Source organism: Lactobacillus rodentium, assembly GCF_003423665.1.
GTDB classification, from domain to species: domain Bacteria; phylum Bacillota; class Bacilli; order Lactobacillales; family Lactobacillaceae; genus Lactobacillus; species Lactobacillus rodentium.
In genome coordinates this window covers 30,726-46,244 of record NZ_BFBY01000010.1, presented here as the reverse complement: position 1 = coordinate 46,244, position 15,519 = coordinate 30,726, and the positions used below count along the sequence as shown (strand labels likewise).

Sequence of the window (15,519 nt, the reverse complement as noted above, 5' to 3'; positions counted from 1 at the left end):
TAATGGAAGGATTCTTTGGTATCTTAAAACGAGAAATGTTCTATGGTTTTGAGAAAACATTCAAGAATCTAGACGAGCTTGAAAAAGCAATCAAAGAATACATTTATTACTACAATAACAAAAGAATCAAGAGCACAATAAAAAACCATACTCCGATTCAATATCGAAATATGGTTTTAAATCAACTAGCTTAATAATATGTCCTAATTTTGGGGTTCATATCAAACAGCTTTAGCTCTTTTTTCATCAAGATAAATTATGAATTGGTTTGAATATATTCTAAAATTCTTTCAATTTCTTCAGTTGTATAATTATTTCTAGCTTGTTTCATTGCATGAATTTTTTCTACCGAAAGATGGCTTGCAAAGGCTAGGGCAGAATCGGTAATATCATTTTTTGCTTCAAACTCAATTATTCTATTAGCTAATTCATCTGGACTCATAATTTTTCCTTTCTATTCTATTTTAGATCAATTATTAAATACTTTCATATCATTAAATGGGAAGTATCTAACTTTAACTTCACCAACAACTTGACTTTGTTTTACAAAACCAAAGTAGCGAGAATCTTTGGATACATCTCGATGGTCTCCCATGACAAAGTAACAATTCTTAGGTACTTTTGAAACACCAGTAACTTGTTTTAAAGTAAAATTATTGGTATATAATTGTCCCTTAGGCATTTTCTTTTTATATTGAGTTAAATAGGGTTCCTTTAAAGCTTTTCCGTTTACATACACAGTATCATTTTTGGCATAAATTGTATCACCAGGCATCCCAATAATACGTTTAATATATAATTCACCTGGAGCGTCTGGTGCATCAATAATTACAATATCACCTCGCTGCAATTTACTGTGTCTAACGGCAATAATGCGATCACCGGATTCAAAAGTAGGTTGCATTGATGGACCTGATACAGTCTCATTTGCCAAAACATACTTGAAGAGTAGGAAATAGGCAAGCATACATACTACTACGGTAATTACAATTTCTAGAATAGATTTACCGAGAGATTCTTCAGCTTGTGGCTTGGTATTTTTGTTATTTTTTGACATTTTTTCTCTCCTTTTGTTGACCATCTTCTATTATAACTTTTTTTATCAAAATTGAATGGTAAAATCATTATTAGGTATTTAAAAATGGACGATTTTCAAAAGAAACTATATCAATTACAAGCAGAAGTTTCATTACCGGAGATTGATTCTCAAGTAAGAGAAATTAAAAAAATTATTGCAACTTTAGTTAATCAACAAGTACTTAAGGTTGCGCCAGCCAAATTAGGTTTTGAACCAGATATTTTAGAAACACTTTTAAAAAAGCGACCCCAGGATAAACAGAGTATCTTAACTATAAATAATATGTTAAATAATTTTAGAAGCTATTTATCGCGCAAATTTGGGCTCTGGTCCTTAGCAAATTTAGGTACAGCTCGTGCTATTCAAGAGAGTTATCATTTTCAAACTGGATTAGAATTGATGGCAGGTAATGCCTATTGGTCAAAAGCCTTTAGTGAAATGGGAGTGAAAATGATCGCAACAGATTCTTTTGTGTGGGCGAAAAGTTCATCTACTGGGAATAAGCCTTTTTTCCCAACAAAAAATTATGAAGCGACTCAAGCAATAAAAAAATATGCTAATGTTGATTTAATTATTTGTTGTTGGGCTCCTAATTTTGGTAAAGGAGATCAACAAATTTTAAAAACTTATCGAAACTTTTGTTCCTCCAAAACCAAACTTTTATTTATTGGAGAAAAGAATGGTGCTACTAATACTTCTGCTTTCTGGAAAGAAGCAGTAGAAGTAAACTCCAAAGTTATTAAAAGAATTAATAGTACCTTTTCAAGTTTTGATTTTATTGAAGAAAAAATATATGAGATAAAATAATGAAAATACGTAATTTTATAATCACCTTAATATCTTTATTCTGTTTTATTGGTATTGGACTGAGCTTATCACGTCAACAATCACAACGTGCTGATCAAGTGTTGAATAATAATGGACTCTCATCTCCATATTATGTTTATAACTCCAAAAAACATCAATCGATTAAAAGTTTCATTAAATATTTAAATAAAAATTGGTCGGGTGAGCGGCTACAAGTTCACTTCAGATCGAAATATAATTCTGACCAGATTTTAATTTGGGCAAACTATAATTTGAAATCACAACCGATGGCTAATTCGAATTCTCGGTATTTTAACAAAAGTGATTTTCAAGGTACAATTCCTTTTGCAGTAATTTCAGCAGAGACCAAAGAAAATTTATTTACTATGCAAAATAATCGTTATCTCTCTGAAAATAATCATTACTTTTCTGTCATTGGACAATTAAAGAAAAATACTGAGAGTCCGTATCGACAAACTGCCTATTATTTGACTACCGGCGAAAAGCAAACAACCGGTAAGGCTGCCCTCAATAACTTTTATATTGTAATTGATGGTTTACCCAAAAATGACAAGCAAAAAGTTGCCCATTATTTGAGGGCTTCTACTCGCACGGTAAACTATGCTGGCAAATATAATAAACGTCATGGTATTAGTCCGACCAAAAAATTTGTTTTTACTTGTTTTTGTATCATTGTTGGTCTAATTAATAGTGGTATTTGGGCAACGATTGTCATTTCACCAGTAAGTAAATTTAAGATAAAAAGTCAGATTCTAACTAAATTATTTACTAATTCTTTTGTTAGATTCTTTTTGGTCAATACGATATTATTTTTAGGCACTGGCTTAATCTTACCTTTATTTAATTTTTATTCAGATATCTCACAATTATTTGTCCTATTAGGCTTTTTGTGGCTAATGGAGAACTTTACTTTTATTATTGTTTTATTATTATCTCGGAGAAGAAGAATTGAAGCGTAAATTACCGACCGAATTTATTGAAAAATATCAAAAATTACTGGGAACGGAAAAGAGTCAAGAATTTTTTGATGCAATTGATGGAACTAGTAAAAAGGGGTTTAGATTGAATCCCTTAAAATTTGATTATCAAAATGTATCTTATGATTTGTCCCACCCAATTAAAGGTGTTGATGATGCTTTTTATGGTAACGTTTCAGGTTATAGTAGTGACTGGGTAGGCGGATATGTATACTCTCAAGACCCTGCTGCCATGTATCCAGCTCAAATTGCTAATGTAAAACCAGGAGATAAAGTATTAGATCTATGTGCTGCTCCCGGAGGAAAATCAACTGCCTTAGCTCAACATTTAACAAATCAAGGAATTTTAGTTGCCAATGAAATTTCTATTAAACGTGCAAACAATTTACGAGAAAATTTAGAACGTTGGGGTGCTAGCAATGTTTTGCTTACTAATGAAACTCCAGAGAATTTAGCCAAGGTTTTCCCACAATTTTTTACAACCATTGTTGTTGATGCACCTTGTTCTGGTGAAGGAATGTTTAGAAAAGATCCAGATGCAATTCAATATTGGTCTCAAGAGTATGTGCTAACTTGTCAAGCAAGACAAAAAGAGATTTTAAATGAAGCAGTTAAAATGCTTGAACCAAATGGCAAATTAATTTATTCTACCTGTACTTTTTCACCAGAAGAGGATGAACAAATAGTAGAATGGCTGGTAGAAAATTATGGTTTTGAAGTACAAGAAATTGAAAAATTCGAAGGCATGAGTAGGGGCAAGCCTGATTGGACTAAGTCTGGATTAAATGCAGTAGAAAATACTGGACGGTTTTGGTTCCAAAATGGAGTAGGAGAGGGACAATTCGTAGCACGTCTTAAAAATGTAAAATCTGAAAGGATTCAGTTACCACCATCTCAATCAAATAAAAAAGCCAAGAAAAAGAAGAATTTGCATGATCATGGACCAGAACATTTAAGTAAAAATGAAAGAGAATTAGTTAAACAGGTTTTAGATAACTTCATGCTCCCTGATAGTCTAAAGCATTGGGAAGATAAAGCATTAATTAGAAAAGATCATGTTTTTGTACCAGTTATCGATCCTGGACTAGTTAAAAATCTAAGGATTTTAAGTAATGGTGTTGAATTAGGATTGATGAAGAAAAATCGTTTTGAACCAGGACATCAATTAGCTGAAGTACTAGGGCAGCTCCCTCAAGAGAAGGTAGTAGAACTAAAAGATGAGGCTCAATATAAAGCTTATTTACATGGAGAAACGATTCACTCTGATTCCCCATATCGAGGCTATGTTTTAGTTGCGTTTGAAGATCATATTTTCAGTTTTGGAAAACTTGGTAATGACCATATTTTGAAGAATTATTATCCTAAAGGTTTAAGAAGATAAAAATAAACAAAAACGAGTAGATTTACTACTCGTTTTTGTTTATGCTTATTTTATTTGTTTAAGAAAGGTAAATAAATTATTGTCTAAATAGTACTTTACTTTTGGAGCTTGCGATATGTCTGATAAACCAAATAATGCTGTTAACATTACAAGTTGATGCTTAATATTTTCAATTTCATTGGTTAATTCATCAGTACCACGATAGGCAAAGTCTAAAAAATGACTGGCCATCCCAACAAAGTTTGCTCCTAATACTAAACATTTAAAAATATCTAGACTATTTCTAATGCCGCCTGATGCAAATAACTTACCAGAAACTTGTTGGTATTTAATCTGATTTAGCCATAAAAGGGTTTTAGGAGTAGATAAATTAATATCTTCTAGAAAAGAAAGATCGGGATGCGATCGACGTGAATTTTCAATTTTTGCAAAGTCAGTTCCACCACTTCCACCAAGATCAAAATTGGTAAATCCTTCTTTTTCTAAGAGTAGGATAGAAGGTTTATCTAGTCCTTGGCCTACTTCTTTAATAATAAGTGGGACATCAATTACTTCTTTAATAGCCTTAAGATTATTAAGCCAATAAAATTCACGATCGCCTTCTGGCATAGCGGCCTCTTGAATAGTATTTAAGTGAATTTGTAAGGCATCTGCATTAAGTGTGTTTACAATCTTTTTAACTGTTTTAGGAGAGGTATTAGGATTAACATTGGCAAATAATAGGCCATCAGGATTTTCTTGACGGGCAACATAAAAGCTTTCTAATTGTTCAGGTTCTTTTTCCAAAATACTTGCTGAACCCAAAGCCATGGGGATTTTGGCTCTAGCACTAGCTTGACCAAGAACTTTATTAATCATCAAAGACTGTTTAGAACCACCCGTCATGGCATTAATGTATATTGGTGCGGCAATTTTTTTACCAAACATTTGAGTTGAAATACTTTGGGATTCATATTTACTTTCAGGCAGGGCAGGCCTCATTAAATGAATGTTATCAAAATCTGAAGATATTTTTTTATTAAAAAACATCTTGGCTAAAGCAAGATGTTCTTCTTTTCTTTTTGATCTTTGTGACATAATTATCCTCAATTAGTGACTAATAGAATGAACCTTAAAGTTTAAAGGCATAATACCATTCTCACGCCATAAATTTTTTAATTCATTAATATTACTAGTAGAATCGGTAATTACAATTCCGCAATCACCATTTCCAGCGCCAGAGGTTTTAGCAGCACCTGCAAATTTCTCAGCAATATCAATTAATTTAGTTAACTTAGGAATTTCGATGGCAATATGGTTAAGAGAGGCAAACTCCTTTAAAATTTGGCGATTAACACGAATTTGTTGCTTGATTAAAGAAATGTTTCCTGAATTAAAGCCTTCAATCATGCTCAAAACACATTGACGAGATTTTTCCAAAAAATCTTCATATTGGGTCTTAATTGATTTCTTTTTTGCATTGGTTTGATCAACTAACTGTGAAGTAGAAGCAGGTTGTTGACTCCAACCAATTAATAAATCCATTCCTGCAGGGGGAGTAAGTAATTGAATCTTAAGTCCAGGCCAAGCTTCTTGTAAAACGGTACTTAATTTTTTATGTTTTAACTCATTAGTTAACCATTTTTTATCAAAAGTCTGATAAGCTAGCCAACCACCATAAACACTAGCTGCAATATCTCCAGCTGACCCATTGCCTTGAACAGTATAGTGAGAAATGGCGGATAGTTTATAGATCAAATCATTACTTGCTTCAATATTGTAATATTTAAGAATGGCTTTCACAGTTGCAACTGTAACAGCTGCTGAAGAACCTAACCCGTATTTTTTACCGTCGGCTGAATCAAGATCAGAATTAACGTGAAGATCATAAACTGATAGCTCAATAGCTTGTTCTAAACAATATTGTTCGGTAAATTTAATTGCCGATAAAATATATTCAAACGGGTTATCACGGTTATCAATAACCATTTTATTTCCTTGACGAACCCAATGGACTGAGTCTTGGGAATATTGTTTTGAGTGAATTAAGCCACTAGTTCCTTTACTTTGAGAAATAGAAACTCTTACAAATTCATTAACTGCAACTAAAATTGCAGGGCAATTTTGTTCTAAGACAGCATATTCACCAGCAATATATAGTTTCCCGGGTGCTTGTACAGTAATCAAGAAATCTTTCCTCTAATCTAGTTAAAAATATAATTAGTCCAAAAATTTAACTCCTGGACCGAAACTCGCATCAACTATTTTAACATTATCTAATAGGGTATGAACAGCAGAAGATATTGCTGAAAGATTATTTTTTTGTGCTAATATTTTTACATTTGGTCCAGCATCGATCGTGTAATAACATTCAATACCTTGGCTGCGTAATTCCTGGATCAACTTAATTAATTTAAGTGTTTGAGGTTCAAAATAAGTAAAACTTGGTGTTGCAGTTAAATTTGTTGCGTGCATTTCATTTGCGGAAAGCTCTGCTAATTCTCCCAGTTTAGTAAAATTCTTTGACTTAATTGCATTTTCCATCATGGTTATTTCTTCATCATTACGTTCTAACCAGGGAAGATAGAAAGGTGAAGTCTGCGCTTGAATCATCCCTTTACTGGAAGAAATTTTTTTGACACCAGTATTTACTTCAACGGCTAACATATGTAAATCCCAATCAGGATTTTGATCAATTGGAACAGCTATAGAAGTTTGATCATTACCTTTAATCCATTTTACAAAGCCACCAAAAATCGAACGTGTTGCTGAACCCGATCCCGATCTGGCCAGGCGAGAAAGATCAGTTAGAGAAAGATCTAATTGATAACTTTTGGCAAAAGCAGTTGCTAATGCCGCAAATGCGGAAGCTGAAGAGGCTAATCCTGCTGAAGTAGGTACATGATTAGTCGAATAAATAGTAAAATGTCCCTTTAAGTTAAAAAGCTTTTGTAAATGATGAATATAATTAAATACGCGTTCACTATTGTTATCATTTTGCTTAATCTTATTTAGATAGAAAGAATCCTCTGTTAAGTTACTATCATGAATAAAGGTCGTATCAGTATAAAAGGCATCAAGCGTCATTGATAGACTAGACATTAATGGTGTCTTGAGAGCAGTATCTTTTTTACCCCAATATTTAATTAGGGCAATATTCGTATGAGCACGTGCAGTAGCTTCCATTTTAAATTTCCTCGATCCAGTAATTTGCAAAATAAGGTTGGGCTAGCTGAGCAATATCATGGGCGGTTTTTTGATTAGGACATAATGAGATTACAATGCCACCTAAACCTCCACCGGATAATTTCGTACCAAAAGCACCATTATTTTGAGCTGTTGTTACAATTTGATTAATCCGATCTGTAGATAAATCAAAAGAAGCAAGAATTGTTTGAGCTTCATTAAAGATTTTACCAATCGCTTTTGGATTATGTTCAAGCCAATATTCCTTTGTCTTATTTGCTAATTCACCCAAGCGATCTATTTTATTTTGATTAGTAGTATCACTTTCATATTTTTGACGCACTAAACTTACTGCTTCTTTAGTATTTCCTAATTCACCAGTATCCATGATCAACAAAGTTGCACCTAACTTTTCATTAAGTTCTTGTGGGCCTTTATTTTTGTTAAAGAAAACAATTGAATTAGCTTTTACAGTGGCACTATCGATTCCTGATGCTTTACCATGATTAATCATTTCGGCATGATTAGTAATCGCCATTATTTCTTCTTCAGAAAGATGAAGCTGGAAATATTTATTCAAAGCGTTACCCGTACCAAAAGCGACAACGGCACTTGATCCTAAACCACGTTCCATTGGAATTTCTCCAGTATAGGTTACAGTAATCTTTTGGTTTGTCTTGGCTTTTTCAATCATTGTTTTGAAAACATACTTTAAACCATCATATTCATTTGGTGCTGTTAAATAAGGACCATGATAATGAGTTGTATTCATTATATTTTCATTGTCTTTGTTTTCTGTAATAGTTGTAGTAATATTTAAGGCCTTAATAGGCATAGCAAGGGCATTTTTGCCGTATACAACCGAATGTTCACCGATTAAAATTACTTTTCCATGTGCTTTAACATTAATAGTAGAATTATCCATTTTTATTTCCTTTTCTTAAATTTTGAAGCTATTCCTCTATGCTAAAATATTATCAAGGAGTTTTTACAATGATCAATATTATAACTGGCAGACAAACAGATCCTCTACAAAATCAAATTTTAGACCTTGCTATCAAGGATTATTTAAAGGATCCCAATCATCCAATTTTTATTATTGTACCTAATCATATTAAATTTTCAGTTGAAGTAAGAACACTTAATAAATTATCAAATCTCACAAATCAAAACCAGGTTAGTGTTAAAAATTTACAAATTCTTTCTTTTTCTAGGTTAGCTTGGTATTTTTTAAGAAATGAAAATAAAGTAATTCCTGAAATTCTAGATGATGCCACTAGTATTATGCTGCTGGAAGAAATTGTAAGAGAAAAAAAGGATGACTTACTTTTGTTTAGAGAGACCGAGATTACTCAAGGAGCTCTAAAACAAATATATGATGCAATCTTAATGATGCGCCAGGGCAACTTAGATTTGAATGAAATTGATGAAAATGCCTTGAATGAAGAAACAAAATACAAAATTCATGATTTGAGCTTAATTTTTGATGAATATGTTGATCGATTGGCCGATAAATTTGCACCTAAAGATGAGATGCAATTCTTATTGAACCAATTTTTAGCTGAAAATAATTTAGCTGATATTGATTTTTACTTTAGTGATTTTTCTCATTTTTCTAATCAAGAACAACTCACCTTACAATTAATTGCCAAAAAGGCTCACAACTTAACAATTGCCTTTAAAACCAAAAATGGAGATATTAATCCAGCAGTTGAAGCAGGTGATTATGATTATGGGGTTCAAAAAACCATAAATAAATTAGAACACTTTTTTAAAAATCAAGCTTTACACTATCAAGAAAGTACATTCCCAATTTCTTCTAAGTTAACCAAGAGAGAAAAATTGAATAATGTATGGGCTAATAATATCAAACCGACTGATTCTGATCTAAGAAGTTTTATTCAACCAGTTAAAGCTGATTCTCGCTATGCTGAAGCATATTTTGTAGCCCGGACAATTTACCAGCAAGTTGCTTTAAATAATTATCGCTATTCTGATTTTTTAGTTTTGGCGCCTAATTTAGAAGCTTATGAAACGTATCTTACTCCGATTTTACGGCAAAATAAGATTCCTTTTTTTAATGACTTGCAACGGAAAATGAAGTTTCATCCCTTAGTTATTGCGATTGAAAATCTTTTCCAAATTTATCAACGTGGTTTTCAAACAAGTAATTTATTGGCTTTAATGAAAAGTAATCTTTTTATTCCTGATTGGTATCACAATGAAACCGAATATCAAAATGATGTTGATCAATTAGAAAATTTTGCTTTAGCTCATGGTATCAACCAAAACTTATGGCAACATGAACTAAATACTTTTATTGATGCCCAGGTTATTACTCTTGATGATGCGGAAGCAATTGTGATGCGATTAGAAAAATTGCGTAAGTATTATATCGATCAAATAGAGCAATTATTTGAAGAATTAAAAAAAGAGACGGATACACAGCTTGCCTTAACAAAATTTTGGGATTTTTTAATTCAAAATAAAGTCCATAAACAACTTGAAAAGTGGCGCAGTCAGGCAAACGATACTAATGATTTGCAAAAAGCCCAACAGCCTGAACAAGTTTGGTCAACCCTTAATCAACTCTTAAAAGATTTTTTATTACTAAATCCTAATTTTGATCTAGAAAGTTTCTTCCAAGTACTGATTGCTGGATTTAGTGAAGCTGATTTTTCCCAAATTCCTTCTACTCTTGATGCAGTAAATATTTCCGAATTAGGGATGGTGCAAGGACAAACCTATAAACAAATCTTTATTTTAGGGGCAACGAGTAATGACTTGCCTCAAATTGAAAAAATTCCTGGCTTTTTTAGTACAGAAAATATCGACCAATTAAATCAAGGCTTACAAGGGGAACAACAAATTGAAGATGGGCAAAAAGTCAATAATTTAGATCAAAATTATCAATTTGGAAATGCTTTAAGTTTAGCCCAAGATAGAATTTATCTATCTTATCCTGTTTTAAATACAGCTAATGAAGAACTAGAACCTTCAATTTTTTATCGCCAACTACTTAATCGTTTAGATTTAGATGAATTTGAACAACATGATTTACCACAATCTAGTAGTGATATTTTATCGTTTATTACTAATCCAGAAGCTAGTTTAGGGTATCTCACTCATTTAAAAAGGGAAAATTATCGGCAAGCACCGGCTCTGCTCAAGTTGTCTGAATCAAAACAACCAGAAGTAACTAAAGAGGTTTTGGCGGCGACAGAATTTAAAAATATTCCACATTCACTTACTCCTGAAATTGCCCAAGCTCTATATGGCACTAATATTGAAACTTCAGTTTCTCAGTTGGAAACATATTATGAAAATTCCTTTGAATATTTCTTAAACTATGGTCTTCGGTTGCATAAGCGCTTTGAAAATGAACTTGATGTGGTTCAAGCTGGGAATTATTATCATGAAACATTTGATCGTTTAGTCAAATTTTTACAAGAAACAAAATTAGATTTGGCCAGCTTAACAGTTAATCAATTACAAGAAATCTTGATAAAGATCCATACTCAAATGCAAGAGCAGGGCCGTTACCATCAATTATTAAATGATCCCTTTAATCAATATCTTTTCCGTCAATTAGATCAAACAACTGAAAATGTTGCTAAGTATTGGCATCGTAATCTTAAAAAGACAACTTTAAGACCTCAATATTCAGAACTTAGTTTTGGTCGTAGTGAACAAGTAAAGGGCTTGAATTATACTTTTACTAATCCTACAGGTAAACACCAAATTGATTTAAGAGGAAAAATGGATCGTATTGATCTGACTAAGGAAAACAATAAAGTTATTGGAGCCGTAGTAGATTATAAGTCATCTGCTAAGAAATTTGATTTAGGCTTATTTGCTAATGGAATATCGTTACAAATGGTTTCATATTTAGATGTTTTAAAGAAAAACCATGAATTTTTTGCAAATGATCAAGAACTAGATTTACTAGGTGCTTTTTATCAAACGATTACTAAGAATGTGGAAAGATTAAATGTCGATACTAATCTTAATGCCGATTTTAATTTAAAAGATATTAAGACCAATAATGAAAAGAAATTAATGTATAAGGGAATTTTAAATAATGATCCAGCATTATTAGAAAGTATTGAGCCGTTATTACAGGAAGATAGAGCTAGTTCAGAACTTTATAATAGTGTAAAGCGTAAAAAAGATGGTAGTTTTTCTTTACCAAGTGATACCAGTTTTAATGCCGAAGATTTAGATCAAATTCTGGAGTATAATTCTTACTTAATTCAACAAGCAGCTCATAAAATTTTAGACGGTAATATTGAACTTAATCCTTATCAATATAATAAAAAGACGCCATTACAGTATTCAGATTTTAAGGATATCTTTTTCTTTGATGCAATGTTAAAAGAAAATAATTATCATAAAATTTCATCTCTAAAAAAGAAAGAACTTTTACAATTAATTAAAGAAACACTTGAAAAGGAGGATTAGATGCCAACTTTTACATCAACCCAGCGACAAGCAATTGATGATCATGGAAAAGACATCCTAGTTTCTGCTTCTGCGGGTTCGGGGAAAACAACAGTTTTGGTGGAACGAGTTTTAAATAAAATTTTGAATGGTACGCCCGTTGATAATTTATTGATTATTACATTTACTAAAGCTGCTGCCAATGAAATGAAAGAACGAATTAAGACTGAATTAAATAATCATTTGAAAAAGGATCCGGATAATAAATTCTTACGTGATCAATTAATTAACGTGGATACAGCTAATATCTCAACTATTGATTCTTTTTGTTTAGATATTATTCGTCGTTTTTATTATGTAATTGAACTTGATCCTAGTTTTTCAGTATTAACAGACGAAACTCAAGCTGCCTTACTGCGAGAACGAGCTCTCCATGAAATTGAACGAGATTATCTTGAAGAAAATAATTCAGAGTTCATTAAATTTTATGATAATTTTGCTGGTGATCGCGAAGTAGAAAGTGCTCATAATCTTTTATTAGATCTTTACCAGAGTGCCATCACTCAACCTAATTACGAAAGTTTTCTTACTAATCTAGGTCAATATTATCCAGATAACGGCAACTTGGTGAAGAGTCAGTTATGGCAGGAAAAAATAAAGCCATATTTATTAGCTCAACTTGACAGTATTAAAGACCAACTAGAAAAATACTTAAACTCTAGCCAATTTCAGCAAAAAGAATTAACAAAACAGAAAGAAAGTTTTGCTCTTTTTCAAGATAACTTGATTGATTTAATTTCTGCTATTGAAGACGATCAGGCATATGATAGGCAAATTGCACTTTTTAAACTTTGTAAATTTACCGGGAGTCCTCGTTCTTCAAAAAAATGGGATGAGGATCTGAGAGAAATTTTTGAAGAAAGTAAAAATTTCAAAAATGAAACTATAAAGCTTTTACATCAATTATTTGCGCAGTTTTATATTATGGATGAAGCAAAACAAATTGAAGTTTTGCAAAAATCACAAAAATTGGTTAATACAATTAGTGAAGTAGAATTAAATTTAATAAAACGGTTTAATAAACTAAAAAGAGAACAAAATCTTCTTGATTATGGCGATATGGAGCAGTTAGCTTATCAAATATTAACTTCTGACTCTTCTAAATCTAAATTAGCCCAAGAATATTATCAAAATAAATTTTCTGAAATTTTGATTGACGAGTACCAAGATGTTAATCAGCTACAAGAAGAAATTATTCAAGCAATTAAGAAAAAGGGTAAAAACAATTTATTTATGGTGGGGGATGTTAAACAGTCAATTTATGGTTTTAGACAGGCCCGACCACAGTTATTTTTAGATAAGTACCAAAATTATCCTAAAAATGATGAAACCAGTGAAAGAATTATTCTCGCTGATAATTTTAGATCAACAAAAAATGTTACTACTACTGTAAATCGGCTATTCAATTCCATCTTAACTAAAAATTTTGGAGGAATTGATTATCGCAAAGAGGGAGAATTAGTGTTTGGTGCCGATTACTATCCTCAGGATCTTGATTCTACTAGTGAATTTATTTTTGCTGATCAAGAAGAAAATCAGAAGTTAGTTGCACAAGCATCCAATCAAAATGAGGATTTTGCAGAAATTCAGATTGTAATCGAGCGAATCAAGCAATTAAAAGCGCAACATTTTCAAGTTTATGATCCTAAAACTAAACTGAAAAGAGAAATTCAATATTCAGATATTGCCATTCTAACCCGAACTAGAAGCGATAATTTGCAAATAATGCAAGAATTTGCAAAAGCTAATATACCGCTTTTTATTTCTGATGCACAGAATTATTTTCAAACTTTTGAACTTGTAATTATCATGAATATTTTGCGTATCATTGATAATCCCCGCCAAGATATTCCTCTGGTTGCCGTATTACGGTCACCAGTATTTAATTTTACTGAACCAGAATTAGCCCAGATTCGAATTAAAAAACGCAAGGGAGAATTTTATGATGCTTTAGTTAACTATGCTAGTGAAAATTCTGAATTGGGAGAAAAAAGCAAGAAATTTTTAAAACAATTAGAAGATCTGAGAAATTTTGCAACTACTAATAGAATTTCTGAATTAATTTGGACAATTTATGAAAAAACTCATTTATTAGAAATTGTAAGTGGATTGCCAAATGGACAACAAAGACGTCTTAATTTACAATCACTTTATGAACGGGCTAATTCTTATGAAACTGCAGGTTTTAAAGGTTTATATCAATTTATTACCTTTATTGAAAGAATGCGGCGTAATCAGAAAGATTTAGCACAACCTTTATTAAGTAATGAAGTAGACAATGCAGTTAAATTAATGACTATTCATGGATCTAAAGGATTAGAATTCCCGGTTGTATTTGTAGTGGGTCTAAATCATAAATATCAAAAAAGGGACCTAAGTGGTAGTTATGACATTAATAGTTCTTTAGGGTTAGGCTTAACGCTTAAGACTGCTGAATATAAAATCGATTCTTTGGTGAAGAGTGTCATTGATACCCAGAAGAAGAAAGAAAATTTGGAAGAAGAAGCTAGAATTTTGTATGTTGGTTTAACAAGAGCTCGTCAAAAGTTGATTTTAGTTGCTTCATTTAAAAATCCAGAAGATGCTTTAATTAAGTGGAAGAATTCCTTGGGGAGAATCCGACAACTTAACTTTAACCAAAAATTATCTGCAAGTTCTCCTTTGTCCTTTCTGGGACCCGAGCTGGCTTTTGAACGTACGATTGATCATAAAATTGATGAATCAAATCCTGTTAGTGAAGATAATAAAAATATTTATGTCATTAAATATACGTATTTGTCAAAATTAAAAGCCCCTCAAAATAGTAAAGTCGAAGTTGGAGAAGATAATCCCAAATTAATTTCGACCGCTCAAAAACTTTATAACTTTACTTATCCTTTTATTGATGCCACCCATACCACAGCTTATCAGGCGGTTTCGGAAATTAAACGTGCGTTTAGTGATCCTGTCGAAGATGAACTAGAAAATGCCCATTTTCTACCTTCAACTAATCGCTATTTACAGCCAATAGATGCAACACCTGTTTTTTTGAAAAAAAATAAATTTACCGGTGCTGAATTGGGAACTGCAACACACTTGATCTTGCAATATTACAATTATGAAGGAGAAAAAACTAAAGAAAATTTAACTCAAGAAATAGATAATTTAATTAGTTTAAAAAAATTAAATCCTGATATTGTACCTTATCTTCCACTCGATGCAATTGAGTGGTTTGTAAATAGTGATTTTACAAAGAACTTTTGGGACAAACCGGCATTATTACATCGTGAACAAGAGTTTTCGAGTCTAATATCAGCAAATAAAATTTTTACCGACTTTTCCGATCCCAATGCTAAAATTTTGGTTCATGGAACGATTGATGGTTATTTTGAAGATGAAGACGGTATCATATTATTTGATTATAAAACTGATCATATTGATCAAATGCATGAGAAGGAGGCTATTGAAAAACTAAAAACTAAATATCAAGGGCAACTTCATCTATATGAATTGGCTCTCAATGGATTTAGTAAAAAGAAAGTAAAAGCTAAGTACTTAATATTGCTAGATATTCAAAAGCTAGTAAAATTGAATTAGGTGTGTAAGGAGGT

Annotated in this window: 12 protein-coding genes; 6 read left to right on the top strand and 6 right to left on the bottom strand. The window is 31.8% G+C overall.

Features of this window, described 5'->3' with window-relative positions; all coding sequences use genetic code 11:
- On the top strand, positions 1-194 hold a 194-nt coding region (locus LrDSM24759_RS06330), incomplete at its 5' end, for an IS3 family transposase (RefSeq protein ID WP_157964249.1).
- A 62-nt stretch (positions 195-256) separates the two neighbouring features.
- On the opposite strand, the gene LrDSM24759_RS06325 is transcribed toward LrDSM24759_RS06330, so the two are convergent.
- Entirely contained in the window at positions 257-442 is a 186-nt protein-coding gene (locus LrDSM24759_RS06325; RefSeq protein ID WP_117118651.1) for an LBP_cg2779 family protein, read from the bottom strand.
- 27 nt (positions 443-469) lie between these two features.
- Positions 470-1,057 (bottom strand): signal peptidase I, encoded by a 588-nt coding sequence (lepB, locus tag LrDSM24759_RS06320; protein WP_117118650.1) that lies wholly within the window; start codon positions 1,055-1,057, stop codon positions 470-472.
- A gap of 84 nt (positions 1,058-1,141) precedes the next feature.
- Here lepB and LrDSM24759_RS06315 point away from each other — a divergent pair, with 84 nt between their 5' ends.
- Genes LrDSM24759_RS06315 through LrDSM24759_RS06305 form a run of 3 tightly spaced genes read left to right on the top strand, consistent with a single transcriptional unit; the run spans position 1,142 to position 4,264 of the window.
- Positions 1,142-1,885, top strand: coding sequence for an SAM-dependent methyltransferase (locus LrDSM24759_RS06315; RefSeq protein ID WP_117118649.1), 744 nt, complete (start codon positions 1,142-1,144; stop codon positions 1,883-1,885).
- Positions 1,885-2,865, top strand: coding sequence for a hypothetical protein (locus tag LrDSM24759_RS06310; RefSeq protein WP_117118648.1), 981 nt, complete (start codon positions 1,885-1,887; stop codon positions 2,863-2,865). The genes LrDSM24759_RS06315 and LrDSM24759_RS06310 overlap by 1 nt, the downstream gene beginning before the upstream one ends.
- Positions 2,855-4,264, top strand: coding sequence for an RsmB/NOP family class I SAM-dependent RNA methyltransferase (locus LrDSM24759_RS06305; RefSeq protein ID WP_117118647.1), 1,410 nt, complete (start codon positions 2,855-2,857; stop codon positions 4,262-4,264). The genes LrDSM24759_RS06310 and LrDSM24759_RS06305 overlap by 11 nt, the downstream gene beginning before the upstream one ends.
- Positions 4,265-4,309: 45 nt before the next feature.
- On the opposite strand, the gene fni is transcribed toward LrDSM24759_RS06305, so the two are convergent.
- From fni to mvk, 4 genes are read right to left on the bottom strand one after another with little or no spacing between them, the layout of a single operon-like run.
- Positions 4,310-5,341 carry a type 2 isopentenyl-diphosphate Delta-isomerase gene (fni, locus tag LrDSM24759_RS06300; RefSeq protein ID WP_117118646.1) on the bottom strand — a complete coding sequence of 344 codons (1,032 nt, stop codon included), beginning with the start codon at positions 5,339-5,341 and terminating at the stop codon, positions 4,310-4,312.
- A gap of 12 nt (positions 5,342-5,353) precedes the next feature.
- Positions 5,354-6,430, bottom strand: a complete 1,077-nt coding sequence (locus LrDSM24759_RS06295) for a phosphomevalonate kinase (RefSeq protein WP_117118645.1) — start codon at positions 6,428-6,430, stop codon at positions 5,354-5,356.
- Positions 6,431-6,463: 33 nt separating this feature from the next.
- Entirely contained in the window at positions 6,464-7,429 is a 966-nt protein-coding gene (gene mvaD / locus LrDSM24759_RS06290) for a diphosphomevalonate decarboxylase (RefSeq protein ID WP_117118644.1), read from the bottom strand.
- Position 7,430: 1 nt separating this feature from the next.
- Complete coding sequence (gene mvk / locus LrDSM24759_RS06285; RefSeq protein WP_117118643.1) at positions 7,431-8,354, bottom strand: mevalonate kinase; 924 nt, start codon at positions 8,352-8,354, stop codon at positions 7,431-7,433.
- 68 nt (positions 8,355-8,422) lie between these two features.
- On the opposite strand from mvk, the gene LrDSM24759_RS06280 reads away from it, so the two are divergent.
- On the top strand, positions 8,423-11,890 hold the full coding sequence (locus LrDSM24759_RS06280; RefSeq protein WP_117118642.1) for a PD-(D/E)XK nuclease family protein: 3,468 nt from the start codon (positions 8,423-8,425) through the stop codon (positions 11,888-11,890).
- Positions 11,891-15,505 (top strand): helicase-exonuclease AddAB subunit AddA, encoded by a 3,615-nt coding sequence (gene addA / locus LrDSM24759_RS06275; protein WP_117118641.1) that lies wholly within the window; start codon positions 11,891-11,893, stop codon positions 15,503-15,505. It begins immediately after the preceding gene.
- Positions 15,506-15,519: the final 14 nt, after the last annotated feature.

Excerpts from the sequence above, each read along its gene's own strand:
- LrDSM24759_RS06310 (WP_117118648.1), top strand. The coding sequence starts at position 1,885 with ATGAAAATACGTAATTTTATAATCACCTTAATATCTTTATTCTGTTTT.
- lepB (WP_117118650.1), bottom strand. The coding sequence starts at position 1,057 with ATGTCAAAAAATAACAAAAATACCAAGCCACAAGCTGAAGAATCTCTC.
- addA (WP_117118641.1), top strand. The coding sequence starts at position 11,891 with ATGCCAACTTTTACATCAACCCAGCGACAAGCAATTGATGATCATGGA.
- LrDSM24759_RS06280 (WP_117118642.1), top strand. The coding sequence starts at position 8,423 with ATGATCAATATTATAACTGGCAGACAAACAGATCCTCTACAAAATCAA.
- mvaD (WP_117118644.1), bottom strand. The coding sequence starts at position 7,429 with ATGGAAGCTACTGCACGTGCTCATACGAATATTGCCCTAATTAAATAT.
- LrDSM24759_RS06315 (WP_117118649.1), top strand. The coding sequence starts at position 1,142 with ATGGACGATTTTCAAAAGAAACTATATCAATTACAAGCAGAAGTTTCA.
- LrDSM24759_RS06325 (WP_117118651.1), bottom strand. The coding sequence starts at position 442 with ATGAGTCCAGATGAATTAGCTAATAGAATAATTGAGTTTGAAGCAAAA.
- fni (WP_117118646.1), bottom strand. The coding sequence starts at position 5,341 with ATGTCACAAAGATCAAAAAGAAAAGAAGAACATCTTGCTTTAGCCAAG.
- mvk (WP_117118643.1), bottom strand. The coding sequence starts at position 8,354 with ATGGATAATTCTACTATTAATGTTAAAGCACATGGAAAAGTAATTTTA.